Genomic DNA, 20,515 nt, shown 5'->3' with positions numbered 1-20,515 from the left:
TTTTAAAACATCAAACAGGGCTTAAAACGAGTACCCTACGCCGCCAAAGATATTAAATCCGTAGTTAGGGTAGTATAACCAATTTTGATACGAACTGCTCAGGATATTATTAGCCTGCGCAAATACCGAAAACTTGCTGTTTATCCTGTATTCTACGCTGCCGCTCAGATCGCCAAAGCCCTTAATAGGCTGTTTAATCTGGTTGTAAACCGGGCTTCCCGGGGTAGATGTTGGTGCCAATACCAATAACCTGTCGGTTGTTGAGCCGCGGATAAGTAATGAGCCTGTAACAGTCAATTTGCTGTCGATATGTATAGCTGTACCAGCAGTTAACAAAAATTTGGGCAAATTCCATGGCTCACTTTCTTTAGCCATTTGATAGTCTTTTATTTCAACGCGACCGAAAATGTTAAAATCGTCTGTTGCTTTAAAATCCAGCTCGCCGTTAAAACCGTTTACGCGTGTTTTGCCATCATCATAAATAACAGCGAATTTGTTGCCCTCGGCGTTGAAGTTACTCACCATTAAAGGCATGTTTTTAATGCTGTTGCGGTACACGGCAGCTTTGAAGCTTAAGCCCGGAGCAAGCGTGCCTTTTAAACCAGCACTGATATCCAGCTGATCAACCGAGTTTTTGATGTTGATGTTTTGGCCAAGGAATGGATTGATCATGGCAAAATCGTGCAGTGAAGAGCGGTTAACATCACCTTTGGCTTCCACAAACAGCCGTACATATTTAGGTACCACCTGTACCTCAAGCTTTGCTGCCGGGAAAATGTAAAACTTGCCAAAGTCGCCAAACTCTTTCACAATGTTAATTCCCGCGTCTATCTTGTAGTTAGTACCCTGAAATTTGATGTAGGGGTTAACCCTTGCAATGTTATTACCAAGACTGTATAGACTGTCTTTTTGACTGGCCAGGTCTAACGAAGCGCTTAAGCCTGCATAAAACTGCTTAACAGTTTGATTTAGAAAGCCTGAAATAACTACATTGTTTTCACGTGCCTGGTAAGCATTGCTAAATGCGTATCCTTTTAACTTTACAGCATAGGTAAAGTCGTTTTCAACGTCTTTGTAATTCTTTGCCAGTTCAACCTCGCCGCTTATTGTATTGAAGTGCTGTTTTGTCGGCACAAAATTGATGTCGGGAGCATCCTGGTTGTAACCGTAAAAATAGGTACCTAAACGATTGTAGTTGATGCGGCCTGAGATATTGTTATCGCCAATGATACTTTTACCGAAAACACCAACGTCATCGCGGCTTTGGGTTTGTTTTTGCAGTGAGCCAGATTGCGACAAATGTTTTATGAAACCGCCAAATTGTAAAGCCTCATCCCGACCGTTGGCAAAATAGCCTTCGCCATAAATGGTTTTCAGGTTGCCGAAACCAACTTTAGCAAAGTTGTTGGTTAAAACAGAATCCTGTTCTGCCGGCCTTTTCATTGGGTCAAGCTGCCTGATCTCGGAGTTTTGCTCCTGGCGTTTATCAAGCGGCGCATAGGTTAGAGGTGCTTTAAAGGGCACTTTATCTTCTAAATCGGGGTTACGACGGATCTTTACTGCATCGGCCAGTACTGGTTTATAAGCAGTGGTCACTACAATTTCTTCTGATAAGCTACCACCATTGGCAGCGTTGTTGGGATTATTGCCGCCGCCCTTCTTAGTAGTATCCTGCGCTGTTTTTGCAGCGGCATCGCCCAAGCTTTTGCTGTCGGTAGCTTTTTTAGTTACAGGTTTGGGCGCGGCCTTTTTTGGTGCCGGTTTGGCGGCAGGCTTTTTAGTTGCAGTTTTTACTGTTGCTTTTTTGGTAGATTTCTTTGTTTGTGCCTGGGCAGGAACAAAGTATAATGCTATTATTAAGGTAAGCAGCGTATATGTGTATCTTGAGTTCATTGCTTGTCTTTTTTATATTACTCTTTGTTACTGTTTGTTAGTTGTATCGGGCTGGGCAGTTTCTTTGGTGCCTGTGGCAGGGGCTTTGGTTTTGCGGCCGCTCAGTTTATCCAGCTTCTCTTTAGCAGTAGGTAATATGTCGTCATCGGCTTTATAGTTATCAATGATACTTTGCAGGGTTGCTTTGGCCTGGAAGGTATCTTTTAAGCCCACATAGGTATCTGATAACAAAATGTATGTTTTGGCCACCCAGTAATCGTAGTTTGGCATTTCCTTGGCTAAATCAAAACACATTTTTTGCGCTGTTTTGTATCGTCCTTTTTCATACTCAATAAGTGCGAGGTTATAACGGGCTTCTGCCGCGGCAACGGTTTTGGTGTTTGTTGCAGTATAGGTGAACTGTTTAACAGCCAGGGTAGTATCGCCGGTTGAAAGATAAGCCTTGCCTTCGTATAAACCGGTTTTAAACTTGTCCTCCTGCGATGTTTTATCATTTGTTTTAACCAGCTCGGCGTATTTGATGGCATCATCGGTCATTTGCATTTCCGAATAGCAGTACATCAGGTTAGTAATGGCGAAGGTATAATCAGCTTTATATTCTGAATTGGTTTCCAAACGTTTCAGGAACACCACCGCTTCGTTATATTTCTTTTGCTGCATGTATAATTTAGCCATGCTGATCAACGCTTTTTCACTGTAGGCGCTGGTCCAGTCGTTCAGGATCACGTTATAATCAACCACGGCTTCGTCTGTGCGGCCCAAGGCTGCTAAGCCTTGCGCGCGGATAAAGCGTGCCTGTTTTTCGTAAATCTGTTTGCCCGGGAACTTATCAAAATAAGCGTTCACCGCGCTCACAGTACCCTGCCAGTCGCCTTTAAGGTAAAGGTTGTTGGCTGCGGTGATCATGATGCTTTCCTGATCGGAGGTGGTATAATTACCGATAGGGGTGGTGCCTGCATAGTTAATAAATGTTTGGGCGTCACCTTTATCAGTGTAGATCTTTTCGATCTGTTTTAAAGATTGTTTGGCCTCATCGGTTGACGAGTAATCCTGTACTACTTTTTTGAATGATTCAATAGCAAGGTCATCGTTGCCCGCGTTGTAATCAATCAAACCGATAGTAACCAGTGCGCGTGGCACATAGCTGCTGCGCGGATATTTCTGGATCATGGCCTGCAGATCGGCTTTGGCTTTATCACCGTCTGTTTTCAGGAAGTAGGTATAAGCTATCTCGAATGAAGCGTCATCTGCATAATCAGAGTTAGGGAATTTGTTCAGTACATCATTCAATGTACTGATCTTGGTATCCAATGAACCCTGTAAACCCTGGATCATACCACGTTGAAACAACGCATAATCTTCGCCCTGATTGTGCATGGCTATGATGCGGTTATAGTAGGTCATCGCACTGCCGTAACTCTTCATCACAAAATAGCTATCGGCAAGGCGGGTGATGGCATCATTCTGGGTGTTGGCGTCTTTTACATCGCCTTGTAAAAACTTCTCGAAGTAATTGGCTGCTTTTTTGTACTGCTCGTCGCCAAAGGCCGCGTAAGCCAAAGCATAGTTGGCATAATTGGCTACATCAGTTTCCTTAGCCTCGGGCATGCTCAGGAATTTCTCGAAATTCTCTACCGATTCGCCGTATTTACGAACCTCGAACATGGCCTCTGCCATCCAGTAAGTAGTTAAGGCTTCAGTTTTGCTATCAACCGGATCTTTCAGCGAACGCAGGAAGATACCAATCGCATTCTCAAATGCACGCTCGTTATAAAATTCCAATCCCCGGTAGTAAGTAACTTTTTGATAAGCTAAACGTGCACTCTGGCTTTTATTAGGGATGGGCTCCAGGATCTCCACAGCTTCTTTATAGCTGCGTGAGTTTAGTAATTCTTCACCCAATAATACCTTAACCTCGTCAATACGTTTTGAACGTGGGTATGTAGCCAGGTATAACCTTGTGGCACCTAAAGCCTGCAGGTTAAAGTCGAGCTCGTATGATAGTTTGGCGTACTCATAAAGGGCATCCTCTTGTAATTGCTTATCATAATCAAGCTTGGAGGCATTGAGGAAAGCGTTACGGGCACTCTGTTTATTGTTCATTTTCAGGAACACATCGCCCAGGGTATAGTTACCGCTTTGGCTGTAAACATCGTGCTGTTCAACCAATTTTTCCAGTTCGCTGGCAGCTTTGGCATAGTTGCCTACCTTATAATAGGTATAACCCATCTGGTAGCTGTCCTGCGTGTTTTGGGTACGGCCCTGATCCCGGTCTTCAAAACGGCCATAGTACTTAACCGCGTTGTCATAATCAGCCTTGGCAAAGTATGATGCAGCGATGATGCGCAGCATTTCAGTTTCGTTTTGCTGATGTGTGCTGTTTACAATAGGAACGGCGTAGTTGAGCACATCGTCATAACGCTTATCTAAAAAGTAAACTGCCGAGATATAGTAAGGATAGCTGTTTTCGTATTTCTTAGAATTTTTAAGCTTTTCAAAATTTACCAGGGCAAGATGATAATCCTTGTTCAGGTAAGCGATGTAGGCAAAATAATAAGTAGCATCTTCGGTAAACTCGGTGCGTTTGTTTTTAACCTCGCCAAAAAGCAATTGGGCATTTTTGTAGTCTTTTAACTCAAAATAGGCATACCCCTTACGGAATTTATACTCGGTATTGTCATGGCCGTTAAGCTCGCCTGCCTCAACCTTGTTAAACCAGCGGATAGCGTCTTCATATTTACCTTGTTTAAAATACGATTTACCAATCTGGAAAAAAGCCTGTTTGGTAAGCGGATTTTCAGGGTGTTCTTTTATAAAACGGAGAAACATGCTTTCGGCATCATCATTGCCCAGGTTAAGGGCGCAGAATGCTTCATAATACTGGCAGTTTTCTTTAGTGAGCGATAGCTCAGTTTCAAACTGTGGCTGGGTGCTTGTTTTAATTTTGTAAGCTTCAACCAGGCGAAATTGTTCGGCCGCCGAAGCAAATTTTCCTTTGTCCATCAAATCAATAGCCGCGTGATAAGTGCGGTAAATTTGAGTGGAAGGATTTTGCTGGGCTCGTGCTGTTGTAACTAAAAATACGGGAATGAGCAGGGTGATGTATCTTGTTTTGATCATAAAGCGCATACTAACGATAGTGCGAAAATAGCTAAACCAAAAAGAGGCTTTTCACATTAGAAATTAACAATTGTGGATAACACTTCTTTTAACGAAGGTAATACTTAAGATAATATCCATGTGGAAAACTTTAAAATTGTTGAGTACTGCCGTGGTGCCGGCTATGAATAATCAAAAATAATAATTACACGTTAAACAGTGCAATTTATTTGTATTTTGAGCATTATAATACCCTGGGGGCGGCGTGCCCCATCCATTATTTTTACCCATTATGAATAGCGTTCTTAACAGAGGGGGGGTGTGGTTGCCGGTTATTTTGTACATGTTGGTGTTTTGTCCGTTAAATTCAAAAGCACAAAAAACAAATGCCGAAATTGTTTTAACAAACAGGCAGTTAAATGATAAACCGAACGAATTTTATATCGCAAATGTTACTGATGAACGGCCCGACCGGAGTGCCGTCGCCTGGTTATTATCAGCCACAGGTAATTTGCCGGCAGTAAAACATGAAGTTGATTTACAGGGAGGCACAGCAACAGCTGTTAAACAATTTGCTGATTATGCTATCCCTGTTAATAAGATGTTACGCCCGGTGGTCATCCGCATTAAGAAGTTAAAGCTTACTGAAACGGCAATGGCCGATGGCAGGATAGAAGGCCGGCTGGAGATACAATTATGGTTTGAATTGAAAAAAGCTGAGGACAATGTGCATTTGATCGATTACCCGGCAGCTACAACATACTATCGCGGCGCGGGGCAACAGTACGATACCGGGGTGCTGATAAGCCGGGCCCTTGAAGCAGGACTGGTGTATTTTAACAGATGGATGAATCGTGAAGCGGGCACTAATATCAAACTGGCTAAGGGAGTAAAATTAATCTTTACCGATTATTCGGAACAGCCGGAAGGCGATACCATCTACTACTCGGCTAAACGGCCTTTAACCTGGAATGACTTTCAGGATAAAGCCCGGGGCGAAAAATATGTTGCCGAGGTGCAGCCAAGTTTTGGTTACACAGAACAGGTAGAAGTAGTGAAGTCGATAGTGGTAGTGAAGATAAGCATGCGCGTGTTTTTGCCTAAAAGTGCCGCCTGGGTAAAACCGGAAGGACGTACAGGCTATGCTCTAAATCATGAGCAGCGGCATTTTGATATTGTAGCGATAGTAGCCCGGCATTTTAAGAAGGCCCTTATGACTATGAAACTCCCGGTTGATAACTATGATGGCTATATTAATGTACAATACCTTGACTCGTACCGTGAAATGAACCAGCTACAAGATCAGTATGATAACGAAACCAGTCACGGTACAAACCAATACTACCAACAGGAATGGAATATGAAAATAGATGGATTTTTAAGAGATTAAGACAAGAGACTCAACACGCCCGAGCCCGGGGGATAATAGCATATATATGAATTTAAATTCGTGGATGTCAGCATAATGTTACATGGCATAATACATCCTTATGCTGTGCAGGACTTATTTTTCTTATGTTTACTCTCCTTTATATAATTGGATTGTTAATTTTAGGATCATAAGCAAGGGGGCGAAATGAATTTTGGCGGAATTACCATAAAGGATATTGCTAAAGAGTTAGGGATCTCACCGTCAGCGGTTTCCAAGGCGCTTAAAGACAGCCATGAAATTGGCGAAAAAACCAAGGCGCTTGTACTGGAGTGTGCTAAAAGGCTTAACTATCAGCCCAATCTTAACGCTCAAAGCCTTAAACGGGGTAACAGCAAATCTATTGGCATTGTGGTTTCAACTATTGAGAACCAGTTTTTTTCGCAGGTGATCAATGGCATCGAATCAGTAGCACACAGTAAGGGATATAATGTGTTTATTACACAAACCCATGAATCGTATGAGCTTGAAATGCAAAATGTACGTCACCTGACTTTTCGCTCCATTGATGGTTTGCTGATCTCCCTCTCAACCGAAACCAACAATATTGATCATCTTAAAGAGCTTCATAAAAAAGGATTACCGATAGTTTTCTTTGATAGGGTAAGCGATGAAATTGAGACGCATAAAGTAGTAGCCGATAATTTTGCCGGCGCCTACGATGCTACAACCCAGTTAATTGATGCGGGATATCGCAAAATAGCGCATATCACCAGTTCGGTAAATGTATCTATCACAGCCGAACGCTTGAGGGGATACAAAGACGCACTTGAACAACATGGTATAATACCTGATGAAAAACTGATCAAGTACTGCCCGCATGGTGGTAAAGACCTTGCCGAGATCGAAAACGCGCTAAGTGAATTGTTTTCTGAAAGTAAACCCGATGCCATCTTTACAGCCTCCGACAGGATCACGACTACTACCTTGTCCCTTCTTCATAAATTAGGCTTCCGGATCCCTGCTGATATCGCTTTGCTCGGCTTCACCAATACCCAACTGGCCGAAGTTTTAAACCCGCCGCTAAGTGCTGTTTATCAGCCCGGTTTTGAAATGGGAAAAAAGGCAACCGAAATGCTGATCAGCATTATCGAGAGCAAGCGGCCTGTTACAGAGTTTGAAACTACCGTATTGCCTACCCGGGTTTTTATCCGCAGCTCCTCTCAACCGGTAAAAGCGTAATATTAAACGCCGATTTAGCAATAAATGTATGCTTAACATTTGTTGCTTTTGTGAAAACTTTTACAGATTTTTATCGCTTTATAAACCGCGCTAAAACCTTTCAGCCCTATGAAAAAAATGTTTACTGCCTGTTTGCTGCTGCTTTTATTTTACAGCGCGGCAATTGCACAAAATACCGGCGATAAAACTTTTACCAACCCGTTGCTGCCTTCAGGCGCCGATCCCTGGGTGATCTGTAAAGATGGGTTTTACTATTATACCAATTCAACAGGGGGCAATATTGTTATCTGGAAAACAAAAGATATTACTAAGCTGAGTACTGCACCTAAGAAAGCTGTTTGGGCGCCGCCGCCTGGTACAGCTTATTCTAAAGACCTATGGGCGCCCGAACTGCATTTTATAAAAGGCAAATGGTATGTATATTTTGCCGCGGATAATGGCGATAACAATAACCACCGCATATATGTACTGGAAAATAGCTCGGTCGATCCAACGGAAGGTACCTGGGAGTTTAAAGGAAAAATAGCCGATAGCACCGATAAATGGGCTATTGATGCTTCGGTATTTGAAAATAACGGTAGTTGGTATATGATCTGGTCGGGCTGGGAGGGAGACCATAATGGGCAGCAGAATATTTATATTGCTAAAATGAAAGACGCCCTGACCATCGGCAGCGAACGCGTGAAAATATCGAGCCCGGCTTATCAGTGGGAAACCAGTGGCGATCTGCATGATGCTGGGAACCCGGCACATGTAAGTGTGAATGAAGGACCGGAAATTTTGAAACATAAGGATAAGTTATTCCTGATCTATTCGGCCAGTGGCTGCTGGACTGACTTTTATGCATTGGGCATGCTTACCGCTTCTAAAAATAGTGATCTGTTGAACCCTGCCTCATGGATCAAAACAGAGGAGCCGGTATTTAAGCAATCGCCGGAAAACAGCGTTTACGCGCCCGGTCATAACTCATTCTTTAAATCGCCAGATGGAAGGGAAGACTGGATCCTGTACCATGCCAACTCAAACCCAAACGAAGGCTGCGGTAATAAACGTTCGCCTCGCGCGCAAAAATTTACCTGGAATAAGGATGGTTCGCCAAATTTTGGTATGCCAATGAAAGATGGACAGCCTTTGGCTGTGCCGTCTGGAACTAAGTAAAGGGAGACTGCTTTAAGACACAGTTAAAAAAAATCGTCATTGCGAGGAACGAAGCAATCCCCGATAGGCGGAGTCGTTCTGTATAGTTCGCGATTGCTTCGTACCTCGCAATGACGTTCTTGTTATAAGCACACAATTTTCTTGACAAATGTCAATTTCCTTCTTATCAAATGTCAATGTACAGGTTATAGCATCGCGGTAGATTTGTATCAACAAAAGAACGATACAAAATGTCAAAAACAATTTTTATAACCGGAACAAGTACAGGATTTGGTAAATTAACCACTATAACCCTTGCAAATGCAGGCCATACCGTAATAGCAGGTATGCGCGGAATAAATGGCAAAAATGAAACTGTAGCCAAAGAGCTTTCAGCATTGCCAAATGTTGAAGTAGTTGAGGTGGATATTACTGATGATAATTCAGTTAAAGCAGCTTTTGAATATACATTAACCAAATACGGCCATATTGATGTGTTGGTGAACAATGCCGCAGTTTCAGGCTTTGGCGTACTGGAAGCTTACTCACTCGATCAGATCAGGCAGATGTTTGAAGTGAATTTTTATGGAACTCTGCGCACCATCTTTGCGGTTTTGCCGGGGATGCGTAAAGCTAAAAATGGCCTTATCATCAACATTACATCGGGTGCAAGTGGTCATACCCTGCCGTTCATGATTCCTTATCTTGCATCAAAATTTGGGGTAGAAAGCATTACCGAAGGTTTAAAGGATGAGCTTGCGCAGTTCAACATCGAAAGCGTTAGTATTCAGCCGGGCGTATATCCAACCGAAATGAACAATGGCAGCAAAACAGGTATCCATGCCGATAAACCGGAAGTTGTGGCCGAATACGGCGAGGCCTCAGCACAGCAATTTAATGCTATGGGCACCGCGCTTTTTAGCAAAATGGCTGAGTTTAATATGGACCCGCAAACTATTGCCGATGGTATCTTGAGGCTGGTTGAAATGGAAAGGGGTACCCGCCCGTTGCGTTATCCACTTGATGCCGTAGCGCAGGGTACCGACCAGGAATTTATTGATGCCCGCGCCGCTATCAAAACAAAATGGTTAAGCAAATACACCGCATAACCTAATTATAAAAATATGACCCGAACAAAAGCAAATATCCCCGGATAAAGGAGATATTTGCTTTTATATGTTTGAGCAATTTAAAGAGTACATTGGCCAGAAAGCAACACTCACCGAAGCTGACTATGCTAAAATTGAAGCAGTTTGTATTTTTAAAAAACTCCGTAAAAAGCAGTATTTATTGCAGGAAGGCGATGTTTGGAAGTATAACGCTTTTATAACCAAAGGCTTGGTTCGATTTTACAGCGTTGATGAAAATGGCCGCGAAAACATTGTGAGCTTTGCCAAAGAAAACTGGTGGACCGGCGACCGGGCCAGCCTGCTTACCAGCGAGCCTTCTAAAAATAATATTGATGCTATTGAGGATACAGAACTGATACTGATTACCAAAACAAACTTCGACAGGCTTTGCCGTGATATACCGGCTTTTAACGATATGGTTAATGCCATTCTGAACAAAAGTTTCATCACCAGTCAAAACCGCATTCACTCGGCCATTGCTTTTACTGCCGAGCAAAAATATCTTGATTTTGTGCAGAAATATCCCGATCTGTCGCTAAGGGTGCCACAAGCGATGATTGCATCTTACTTAGGCATAACACCCGAAACCTTAAGCCGTGTACGAAAAGAAACTGTAAAGAAACATTAACCCTGAAACTTCATCAGTTCAATGTTTTTCTTTTTCATGGCTTGCAATACCGTTTTACCGTATTCTGTAAAATATTGGTGCTGTTGTAACAGGCTTAAATTAAGGGTATGCCATTCTTTGTCGCTATACTGCTTATCTAAATGTACTTCCCATTCCTGTTTTAAATCATGGGCAAAATCCAGGTAGTTTACAGATGCCAGGTGGTGCATATCGGCATCGCAAATAATTTGCTGGATAAGGTTTTGGGGCGATTGCGGTACTTTTGTAGCTTCAATACAATCCCATACCTGTTGTATAAAATCATTATTATAGTGGTACTGCATTAAAAAAGTACCGGCAATGATCATGCTGGTGTCTTCATGGCCGTTATAATGATAGAGGTAGCCTGTATCATGAAACCAGGCAGCTATTGTTAAAATGGTTAGTTCCTGCTTTTTTAATTTGCAGTGTGCTGCAATTTCTGTTGCTGCCTTAACAACGCCCAATGTATGTTTAAGGTTATGAAAGTACATGGTTGATGGTAGGTTTTCTTCCATCAGCGACGTGACATAGGCAGCAGCCCTTTTTACTATACTTATTGCAGGCATAAGATAGTTGCGATACTACCCTCATATTCTGTAGGAATTCTGGATAAATATTAACCCGCCAAACTCTGAACAAAAAGATGACACTTTTATCTTATTTGTGTAAACATGGATTTTGCGTTTTTAAGCGGGATTTTAAACCTGTATTTTAGATGCATAAATGTTGATAGATGAAAAACACACTTCAAATAGCACAGCTTTATTTCCGCTTTGCATTAGGGATAGGCTTCCTGCTACCCGTGGCAGATCGTTTAGGTTTCCTGGGACCAGCAGGGCAACGTTCTGTAAGCTGGGGCAGTTGGGATAATTTTGTAGTTTATACCAACACGCTAATGCCTTTTCTGAGCCGCTCAATGGCCGGGGTAATGGGCTTTTTAGCAACAGTTTGTGAGGTTTGTATAGCTATTATGTTTATTGTGGGTCTTAAGATCAGGGCAGCTGCATATGCAAGTTTTGCCCTTACATTTACATTTGCCCTGTGCATGACTTTGTTTTTAGGGGTTAAGGCTCCCTTCAGCTATTCGGTTTGGGCCGATAGCGCAGCCAGCTTAATGCTGGCAGGTATATCTACCTACCGCTGGAGTATTGATTTCAAATACGACGAAATGTAATTCGAAACTTTAAAAAAATAAGCTTGTGATATGCTGTTAAAAAACAGGTTGTAATATTGTGCCCTTTTTCTTAAAATCAGAGAAGCTGATACCGGTAGTGTTTTTAAAAAATTTACTGAAATGGGCCAGGTCACAAAAGCCCAGGTCATATGCAATTTTTTTCATGCAGCTATCAGGATGTATGGCCTGCCGTTTTGCCTCGGCGGCAACCCTTTGCCTGATGTGATGACCGGCCGGCTGGCCTGTTAGCTTTTTTACAACCTCGTTGAGGTAGTTGGGGGTCACCGCTAACCTGCTGGCATAGTCGGCAACCATTTTATTCTCTCTGAAGTTTTTATCAAGCAAGGTCATGAAGTTTTGCAGGATGGCATTATTTCGCGACTGTTTTGGCACCTGCTCCGAATCCAGCTGGCGTGAAAGATAAATTAGGAAAATCTTGAAATAGCGCTTCAATATCTCGGATCGGTAAAGGTTATGCCTGCTGTATTCTTTAAGCATTATTTCGCTGATATCAATCATGTCCTTGGCCAGTTCACTGCTTATGGTGAGGATCTGCGTTTGGTTAAACATTTGATAAATGGGGCTGTATACAGGCTCCCTGCCATAATCTTCTATATCTAAAAACGAATCGGTGAACGATATGACATACCCCTGTAAACTGCTGCTAAATTTAAGATTATGCAGCTGGCCAGGCTTAATCAATAGTAACTGATTGGTGGTAACAGCTTCTTTTTGCAAATTAAGCCTGTAGTAACCGTTGCCGGCTGTTATCCAAATCAGCATAAAATAATCGTTAGGAAGGTCGATGCCGTTTTCTTTGATCCACTCAATGGTATGGATCCTAAAAGGAAAGCAGCAGGATGCTTTGTCAAAGTTTAGCGCTGCAAAATCGTTGGCTTGTTTCATGGTTACTTAGTTTAAAGCTTATAGTACATGTACCGCTACTCCAATTTCGTGCCGTTGTTTTTATTTTATTGATAATCAGCTACTTGTTATTTTTTTGAATGCCGCTTCTTAACGAAATATCATTATATTCCTGATTGGAAAGCGAAATATCGTCCTTATATATCCTTAACCGCCTAAGCCGTGTACTATCACCGGCAAAAGGGCCGCGCCGATATGTTTGAGCTAAATGTAGCTATTGAAAAAACATCTACTATTCAGGGAGAAGAGATACCGATATTTTGGTTCTGCCTCAGTCATCCTACATTCACGAATAAAAGAGCTTGAAACTGGAGAGTTTGATGCTTAGTATTTGATTATTAATCATATAGATTAATATTTGCTTTTGTTATAAGGTGGTAATACAATACATAACTTATACATCAAAATCCATATTTAATACATTGATAAGGTATGGCCAGCATATTATTTTTATAAGTTGAATTTGACGACATGTTTATTTTTGTGTAGGCATGCATTGTGAACAGGATTTTTGGTTTAGGCCAGTAATAAAAATAATACCAAGTGAATATCAATATAAGCTTATCCCGGTTTTATTGCAAGCTGACATTAGCAGGCTTTTTGCTTTTGATATCCACAAATTCGCCGGCGCAGTGTTACGATCATATCTCTCAGGGTGTATTGTGGGCAAAAAGTAGTTCGTTTTTTATTAGATGGGATCTTATAATTGTCGGCATTGTGGCGTTGCTTTTCGTTTTGGGGGGTGCTTATGTTGGTTATTGGCAAAAGCAAATAAACGGTAAACGGTTGCAGCTAAAGGAGAAGGAGATCAGCGAGCAAAATCAAATGCTGCAGCATTTAACCGCGGATAAAAACCGCCTGCTTGATGAAAAGGACTGGCTGTTGAAAGAGGTGCATCACCGGGTAAAAAATAACCTGCAAATAGTTATGAGCCTGCTTAACACCCAATCGGCATTTTTAAAAAATAACGCAGCGCTTGCCGCCATCCGTGAAAGCCAGAATCGGGTACAGGCTATAGCTCTCATCCATCAGAAATTATACAGCAGCTCAAACCTGGCCTTTATTGATATTGCTGTTTACATCAGCGAACTGGTTAATTATCTTGCCGATTGTTATGACGCTCATGAACGGGGAATCAGGTTTGAACAGCAAATTGAACGTGTTAAAATAGACGTTGCCCAGGCCGTACCTGTTGGCCTTATGCTCAATGAAGCTATTACCAATGCTATTAAGTATGCTTTTCCATACAGGCGTGGCTATATAAACATCTCGCTTGGTACACTTGATGATAATAATATCATGTTGAGTATTGCCGATAATGGCATCGGCCTGCCGCAGGGTTTTGATATTAAAGACGCTTCGTCATTAGGTATGGAAATGATGAAGGCCCTAAGCAAACAACTTGGCGGGAATTTTAAAATGGAAAATAACGAAGGCGTGGCAATAACGCTGGTTTTCCGTGCCGAAAAGAATTTCGGGAATATCGAAAATGAATATTATCCTATATAGTATTAAAGGCCCATTTATCATGGGCCATATGTAATTTGTACTACTGAAACCATAATTAGTACATTGATTTCGGGTATCTCCGGCCCGAACTTTACATTGTTAAATAACAGTTAATAATTAAGCATTAATTAATTGTACGATAAATGTGTAAAGCCCTTACGCTATGAAAAAGTTTGTTTGTTTGGCGGTAGCCTTCTTCACAAGTGTGTTGATGTTTATAGCAGCAGGTTTATTTATTAAGCTTAGCACAGGTTTGATGGAACCGCTGGTGCCCGCCAGGTTTTTCATAATCGTGCTTTACAGTATATGTTCATTGAAATTTGCTTTGCTGGTTATTATGCTTATGCCGGACAAACCTATGCTTAAGCAAATAAGCATAGGTTTTATATCGGCCGATATGTTTTTACAGCTATCGGGCAGCGTCACCGGCTTGGCAATAAGCGTACCTGTGCCGCTTATTGCAATACAGGCATTGCTCCTGCTTTTTTACATGGCTTTGCAAGGCCGTTTATGGCTTTATAAGGCCAATGCAAACACTATTGAAAATGAATTGATGGCATCACCTATTTAATGAATGACAATATGCATCACTATGATGAACAATTGATTAACCTCATTATTGATCTGCAGGAGCGGGGCTTTAATCACGATTTTGTAATTGAGAATGAATATATCAGGTGCTTACAATACAACGAGCTGATCTCGCCCGATGATTTTGATATCCTGGAAACCTATCACTGCAAATCATCGGGAAAAAATAATGATTGTAGTTTGGTGTATGCCATCCGGTTAATGAACCACGACATAAAGGGCATATTGATGAGTGATTACAGGGCATATATTAAAGGGATGTCATTACGCTTATGGTCAAAATTTAATAATGTGATCAGGTTAAATCTATCAGTAACAAAATAAAATTTAAGAAAAACATATCCAAATGAACAGGGAAATCAGAAATATAGAAAGCCGGGCGGGGCTAATGCCTGAACACACCATCGGAGTGGCATACATAGGTAATTGGAAAATTCAGCTCAGCTCAAATAAGGTATCCTTTTGCCCGCGGATGCGCAAGATGCTTGAGCTATCAAAGGGGTATGATGAAAATATCGAAGCACTTTTTGGGCTGGTTAAACCCGGGCAGTTGAGCGGGCTTATTCATGAGTTTAAGGTTGCTTCCTTTAATGGTACCAAATTTGAAAAACAGGTGCAAATTGTAACCCCATCCGGTACCGAAAAATGGATCCGGCTTACCGGTGTTTTATACTCACGCAGATGGGGCACTGCCGAACAAATGATTGGTACCATTGAAGATGTTACCCAGAAAGTTAACGAGGACTGCCTGAGCATGGCTATTGTAAATCATGAACTGCGTGCGCCGTTAACTATTATAAAGCTCAATACCCAGTTTTTAATTAACCATCTTGCACTCAGCATCAATAAACAACCGGTGAGGTTGCTGAACATGGTTGATCAGCATATTAACGGGATGACCAAACTGATTGATGAATATTTATCACCATCAACCGGCGAGGACAGATCAGCACAGCTCAATTACAGCCTGTTTGATATTAACGACCTTGTTGATACAGTACTTGGTGAAATGAGGATCCTTTATCCCGGCCACCGCTTTTGTAAATATCCCACTGCCGATAGCATTTTGGTTAGGGGAGATAAATACAAGATCATCCAGGTGCTGATCAATTATTTAACTAACGCTGCCAAATTTTCGCCGCCATGCTCACACATTAACATTAATATAGACTGTACCGAAAATGATGTTGAAGTATCGGTGCATGACGAGGGCGTAGGGATTAATGAGGAAAACAGCCAGGCGCTGTTCCAGAAGTTTTACCAGTGCAATCAAAAATCAGTGCGGCAAAAAAACAGCAAAGGACTGGGTTTATATATTGTGAAAAGCATTATCCAAAAACATGGCGGTACAGTAAAAGCCGAAAACGGAAAGGATGGAGGTGCTGTATTTTCTTTTAGCTTGCCGCTTAACCAGCAAAATAAATTTAACACCGTCGGTCCGGAAGCAATAAAACTAATGGCATAGACTGTCAGGTTTAAGTAAACGAAACAATAAAAGATATTTATATCTTTTATTGTTGATTTAAATAATTACTTTTGCTATATAAAGCAATGGGAATATTTTCAAAAACATGCGAGTATGCGGTAAGGGCGGTATTTTTTATAGCCCAGCGCACCGCCGACGGTAGTAGGGTTGGCATAAAGGAAATAGCCGTAAACATTGATTCGCCCGAGCATTTCCTGGCTAAAATACTTCAGGATTTAAGTAGAAGAGGTATCATTCAATCGGTAAAAGGGCCCAACGGAGGTTTTTATCTTGATGCACAAAGCCTGGCCCGCCCGTTATCCGACGTGATAGAAGCGGTTGATGGCGGCGGCATATTCAGGGATTGTGGTTTAGGGTTAAAGGAATGTTCGTCAAAAAATCCCTGCCCCTTGCATCATGATTTTTTGGACGTGAGGAACCGTCTGCAAAACATGCTTGAATCTATTACCATAAGCCAGTTCAATGAAGATCTGAACCTGGGAATTGTAGTACTGAAAAAATAAATCGCCCACACGAAGAGCAAGGCGCGGTCAAAGCATTCCAATTTTAATGAATTAAATAAAAGAGGATGTTGAAGTAGTTAATTAAAGGATAAAAAGGTATTAATATATTATATAAGAGTCGAATTTAGTATGTGAGTGAGCTCAAGACACACCTGCAAAAAGTGGGCAGGCTAAGGCGATCGCGTTAGGGGATGGGAGGATACCGGCCAGGTGGTTAATGCCCTGTGCAGTATGAGCGGATAGCCCGGCCGGAGATAACGTCCGGGTAATTTGGATTGGGATGTCGATTTTGAATTTTTTGCTGTAACGATTTGAAGATCGGACGGCTTTTAAAATTAAGCAGGTGGTTAACCTGGCATGATTGTTTAGCAAGTGTGTTTTTGAAACAAGTTCAACATGATTGTTATTTATGTTAAGACAGCCGGACTATCCTGTTCCTGAATAGCAGGATACATACCGGTAATAAAATAAAGTAATGAACGATATAGAAGACCTAACATCAATTAAAATACTGGTTGATGAATTTTACACCAGGGTGCGCCTCGATGGTTTATTGGGGCCTGTTTTTGCCGAAGTTATAAAAGACGACTGGCAGCCGCACCTTGATAAAATGTACGCTTTCTGGAATGCTGCATTGTTTGGCGTTGCTGGTTTCAGAGGCAATCCCTTTGCCAAACATGCGCCGTTGCCTATTAATGATGAGCATTTCAACCGTTGGCTGGAGCTGTTTACCCAAACGGTTGATACGCACTTTGCCGGGCCAATGGCTGATGATGCCAAGAACAGGGCAGGCTTGATGGCGGTAATGTTTCAGAGTAAGCTGGCTAATATGAAAGGTAGGACGGGCAGGACTATTGTGTAATCCCTGCAGCCGCATAATTAATTATAAATAATACTGTTAAAATGATGATCACTAAAGAACAAAAAGAGTTGATTAAGGCCACGGTGCCTGTATTGAAGGAGCATGGAGTACTGTTAACAACTCATTTTTACAACCGGATGTTTACTCATAACCCCGAGCTAAAAAATGTGTTTAACATGGGTAACCAGCAAAACAGTAAACAACAAACGGCCCTTGCCATGGCTGTACTGGCTTATGCCGAGCATATAGAAAATCCGGGCGTGTTAATGCCCGTACTTGATGGCATTGGTCAAAAACATACAAGTCTTGATATTAGGCCTGAGCATTATGCTATTGTTGGCGGTCACCTGATTACGTCAATTAGCGAAGTATTAGGCGATGCCGCTACACCCGAACTGCTGGAAGCCTGGACCGTCGCTTACAATCAGCTGGCCGCTATTATGACTGGCCATGAGCAAAACCTTTATAGTAAACAAGTGGCAAAAAAAGGTGGCTGGACCGGCTGGCGACCCTTTGTGGTAAAACAGAAAGTAAAAGAATCGGCAGAGATCATTTCCTTTTACCTTTATCCCGCGAACGGTGGTGCGGTACCTGATTTTACGCCCGGGCAGTTTTTAAGCGTTCGTTTGTTTTTGCCTGAGCTTAACCTTTTGCAGCCCCGTCAGTACAGCATCTCAAGTGCACCTAACGGCGAATATTACCGTATCTCAGTAAAACGCGAAGCCGGAACTGAATTGCTTGCCGATGGCATGATCAGCAATCGCCTGCATAATTTTGTTAATGAAGGTGATATCATCGAGGTATCGGCACCGGCAGGTGGCTTTGTACTAAATGGTGATGGTGACCACCCAATAGTTTTCATTAGCGGCGGCGTTGGCCAAACACCATTAATGAGCATGATGGAAAGCTTGATTAAAAGCGGCAGTAAACGACCAAAAACATGGGTTCACGGCTGCCGTGATAAAAATGTGCATGCCTTTAAAGAAGTTATTGAACATTGGGAAGGTAAAAATGAAGACGTTAAAAAGCACATTTTTTATAACGAGATTGAGGAAGGAACACCTGATAATTTTTACGAAGGTTGGGTTGACCTGAACCAACTGGGTGATGAGATATTTGAGCCAAATACTGAATATTACATTTGCGGCCCGGCGGGCTTTATTGAACTGCATTACCGCGAACTGGTTAAAAAAGGGATCGATAAACAGTTGATCCATTTTGAAGAGTTTGGGCCGCAAACTTTACAGCTGAATTAAAACACTGTTTAAAAATAAAAGGAAATATTTTGTAGAGACGCATAATTGCGTCTCGAGGAGGACAAGCAATTTCAAAAGCTTATCAGGCATCGTAAATTGCAAGCGGGAGACGCATATTATGCCTCTCTACATTCAAAAACTATTGTTTTTTTAACAGCCTCTAAATGTTGTGGTTATTCGTGCTGAAATAAAATTGTCTTATACATTGACTATTTCAGCACGAACTAACTATCCAATATCATTATCCTTTCTTTAACGTTACTACCGCTTCATTTGGCTGAGCCTGGTATAACACGTAAGTGCCTTGGTCATCTATAGCAGTATTGATCTTTTTGCTTTTTTTGCCCTGGGTAACCATTACGCTTGTCCAGTTGGATGATACATAGGTTTTGAGAGTTACAGGCAAATAATACATTTTGCTATCAAGGTTGTGAGTTACCTTAATTTGGATAGTGTTCCGTACAATTGAAGCATCGGCTTTGCCATGTTCACGCTCGCGTATATAACGGGTTACATCGCCAAAAGAGGCTATCCAAAGCTTATTGTTTTTACTTTTGATGTATTGAAAATACTCGTCGAGCAGGGTGCTGGGAAGGGCTTCGTAACCCATACCATCAATCCCATGGAAAACCAGCACCAGCCAGGTATTGGTATGGTTAAGCGTGGTATCAACCCAAAGTTTCATCATAGGCAGTGGTGTTTTGGTGGTAGCGCCGCGTTGCCATTGAATATAATCTTTATCTGTTGAACCGGGCGTTTGTTTGCTGGCGCGATCAATTTCCTTTAACCATGGTTCGGGCATGCGATTACGCAGTGCCGGGTAAATTTTAAGCGCGTAGCTCATCACCCGGTCGTTTTCAAACCCGTAGGGGCACTCGGCCGAAAAGGTATGTTTAGAGCCAAGCTGGGCCAGGATATCGGCTTTACTCTTTTCCAGTTCCCAAAGCAGGTTTGGCTCATCAAGTCCGGGCATACTGGGGTGGGTTATAGAATGACTGGCAAACTCGTAACCTTTGGCGGCATCCTTCCGGAAATCATCCCAGGTTGAACCGATGGATTGTTTAAACTCGTCATTAGGTTCGTAACCCGGTTTCAACTCGCCATTGCGGGCTTTGGCATAGATATCATCAAGTACCTTAAAAGCTTTTTCTTTTTTGCCGCTATCATACAAGCTTCCGGCCTGCGTATGCGAGGCGATGGTACCCATATATCCCAAATATCCGGCAGCAGAGCACCGCTCAAAAAAGTTCTGATCGTTGGTAGGTACTGTTGCCGATTCTTTAATGATCTCCTTTACCGGTCGGCCAATAAACTTGCCATGGTATTTGGATCCCGGTATAGATCCCGTAATGATGAAAAACGTTGCCGGCATTTTCAGGCGTTCCATCACAGGCAGGGCTTTTCTGAACTGGTTCATCGAGCCGTCATCGTAAGTAAGGGAAACAGCCCCGGTTTTGCCGTATTGCCATTTGGTTATTTCGGTTGTGCCCGGTTTGGTTTGGGCGTTGCTTTGCAAGCCTTGCAAGGCAATAAATGCTGTGAGCAGCAGGGTTTTAATTGGTTTATGATTGGTGGTAAGCATAACTAAAATTAACTTTTTAAATTAATTTACAAAGTAATATTGCTGTTTCAATCGGCTGGATATGAGGTCTGAAAACTATTTATGGAAAAAGATTTGTAATTGCATCTTA

The 20,515-nt window shown here is 42.1% G+C and carries 18 protein-coding genes; 13 read left to right on the top strand and 5 right to left on the bottom strand.

Annotation, left to right across the window (positions count from 1 at the left end; all coding sequences use genetic code 11):
* Positions 1–21: 21 nt before the first annotated feature.
* Together ABIC84_RS07295 and ABIC84_RS07290 are read right to left on the bottom strand one after the other, a co-directional pair.
* A complete protein-coding gene (locus tag ABIC84_RS07295; protein ID WP_426580836.1) occupies positions 22–1,893 on the bottom strand; it encodes a hypothetical protein in 1,872 nt (623 codons plus the stop codon).
* A gap of 27 nt (positions 1,894–1,920) precedes the next feature.
* On the bottom strand, positions 1,921–5,013 hold the full coding sequence (locus tag ABIC84_RS07290; RefSeq protein ID WP_426580834.1) for a tetratricopeptide repeat protein: 3,093 nt from the start codon (positions 5,011–5,013) through the stop codon (positions 1,921–1,923).
* Between the two features lie 271 nt (positions 5,014–5,284).
* On the opposite strand from ABIC84_RS07290, the gene ABIC84_RS07285 reads away from it, so the two are divergent.
* The 5 genes from ABIC84_RS07285 to ABIC84_RS07265 all read left to right on the top strand — a co-directional run bounded on the left by ABIC84_RS07285 (position 5,285) and on the right by ABIC84_RS07265 (position 10,498).
* Entirely contained in the window at positions 5,285–6,382 is a 1,098-nt protein-coding gene (locus ABIC84_RS07285; protein WP_429263148.1) for a hypothetical protein, read from the top strand.
* 186 nt (positions 6,383–6,568) lie between these two features.
* On the top strand, positions 6,569–7,603 hold the full coding sequence (locus ABIC84_RS07280; RefSeq protein ID WP_429263147.1) for a LacI family DNA-binding transcriptional regulator: 1,035 nt from the start codon (positions 6,569–6,571) through the stop codon (positions 7,601–7,603).
* Between the two features lie 108 nt (positions 7,604–7,711).
* Positions 7,712–8,761, top strand: a complete 1,050-nt coding sequence (locus ABIC84_RS07275; RefSeq protein ID WP_429263146.1) for a glycoside hydrolase family 43 protein — start codon at positions 7,712–7,714, stop codon at positions 8,759–8,761.
* A 230-nt stretch (positions 8,762–8,991) separates the two neighbouring features.
* Complete coding sequence (locus ABIC84_RS07270; protein ID WP_429263145.1) at positions 8,992–9,849, top strand: SDR family oxidoreductase; 858 nt, start codon at positions 8,992–8,994, stop codon at positions 9,847–9,849.
* A 67-nt stretch (positions 9,850–9,916) separates the two neighbouring features.
* Positions 9,917–10,498, top strand: coding sequence for a Crp/Fnr family transcriptional regulator (locus ABIC84_RS07265; RefSeq protein WP_429263144.1), 582 nt, complete (start codon positions 9,917–9,919; stop codon positions 10,496–10,498).
* Here the strand turns inward: ABIC84_RS07265 and ABIC84_RS07260 are convergent.
* Positions 10,495–11,085: an HD domain-containing protein gene (locus ABIC84_RS07260; protein ID WP_429263143.1), complete on the bottom strand. Its 591-nt coding sequence runs from the start codon at positions 11,083–11,085 to the stop codon at positions 10,495–10,497. The two genes, ABIC84_RS07265 and ABIC84_RS07260, sit on opposite strands and share 4 nt — an antisense overlap.
* A 167-nt stretch (positions 11,086–11,252) precedes the next feature.
* On the opposite strand from ABIC84_RS07260, the gene ABIC84_RS07255 reads away from it, so the two are divergent.
* Positions 11,253–11,693, top strand: a complete 441-nt coding sequence (locus tag ABIC84_RS07255) for a DoxX family protein (protein ID WP_426580822.1) — start codon at positions 11,253–11,255, stop codon at positions 11,691–11,693.
* 36 nt (positions 11,694–11,729) lie between these two features.
* Here ABIC84_RS07255 and ABIC84_RS07250 read toward each other — a convergent pair whose 3' ends face one another.
* Positions 11,730–12,599 (bottom strand): AraC family transcriptional regulator, encoded by an 870-nt coding sequence (locus ABIC84_RS07250; RefSeq protein WP_429263142.1) that lies wholly within the window; start codon positions 12,597–12,599, stop codon positions 11,730–11,732.
* Positions 12,600–13,160: 561 nt separating this feature from the next.
* Here ABIC84_RS07250 and ABIC84_RS07245 point away from each other — a divergent pair.
* The 7 genes from ABIC84_RS07245 (at position 13,161) to hmpA (ending at position 18,824) form a co-directional block, all read left to right on the top strand.
* Positions 13,161–14,126, top strand: coding sequence for a sensor histidine kinase (locus tag ABIC84_RS07245; RefSeq protein WP_429263141.1), 966 nt, complete (start codon positions 13,161–13,163; stop codon positions 14,124–14,126).
* 163 nt (positions 14,127–14,289) lie between these two features.
* Positions 14,290–14,697 (top strand): hypothetical protein, encoded by a 408-nt coding sequence (locus ABIC84_RS07240; protein WP_426580816.1) that lies wholly within the window; start codon positions 14,290–14,292, stop codon positions 14,695–14,697.
* 11 nt (positions 14,698–14,708) lie between these two features.
* Positions 14,709–15,041: a hypothetical protein gene (locus tag ABIC84_RS07235; protein WP_429263140.1), complete on the top strand. Its 333-nt coding sequence runs from the start codon at positions 14,709–14,711 to the stop codon at positions 15,039–15,041.
* A gap of 22 nt (positions 15,042–15,063) precedes the next feature.
* On the top strand, positions 15,064–16,182 hold the full coding sequence (locus tag ABIC84_RS07230; protein ID WP_426580812.1) for a PAS domain-containing sensor histidine kinase: 1,119 nt from the start codon (positions 15,064–15,066) through the stop codon (positions 16,180–16,182).
* A gap of 86 nt (positions 16,183–16,268) precedes the next feature.
* A complete protein-coding gene (locus ABIC84_RS07225) occupies positions 16,269–16,706 on the top strand; it encodes an RrF2 family transcriptional regulator (protein ID WP_091163129.1) in 438 nt (145 codons plus the stop codon).
* Positions 16,707–17,181: 475 nt separating this feature from the next.
* Positions 17,182–17,568, top strand: a complete 387-nt coding sequence (locus ABIC84_RS07220) for a group III truncated hemoglobin (protein ID WP_426580809.1) — start codon at positions 17,182–17,184, stop codon at positions 17,566–17,568.
* Positions 17,569–17,609: 41 nt separating this feature from the next.
* Complete coding sequence (hmpA, locus tag ABIC84_RS07215; protein WP_429263139.1) at positions 17,610–18,824, top strand: NO-inducible flavohemoprotein; 1,215 nt, start codon at positions 17,610–17,612, stop codon at positions 18,822–18,824.
* Between the two features lie 241 nt (positions 18,825–19,065).
* Here hmpA and ABIC84_RS07210 read toward each other — a convergent pair whose 3' ends face one another.
* The gene (locus ABIC84_RS07210; RefSeq protein ID WP_429263138.1) at positions 19,066–20,406 is read right to left on the bottom strand and encodes a polysaccharide deacetylase family protein; all 1,341 of its coding nucleotides are present in this window, start codon (positions 20,404–20,406) and stop codon (positions 19,066–19,068) included.
* Positions 20,407–20,515 lie beyond the last annotated feature (109 nt).

The sequence above is a fragment of the Mucilaginibacter sp. 3215 genome, assembly GCF_050433785.1.
GTDB lineage: Bacteria > Bacteroidota > Bacteroidia > Sphingobacteriales > Sphingobacteriaceae > Mucilaginibacter.
This window is presented reverse-complemented; position numbering and strand designations above follow the sequence as displayed.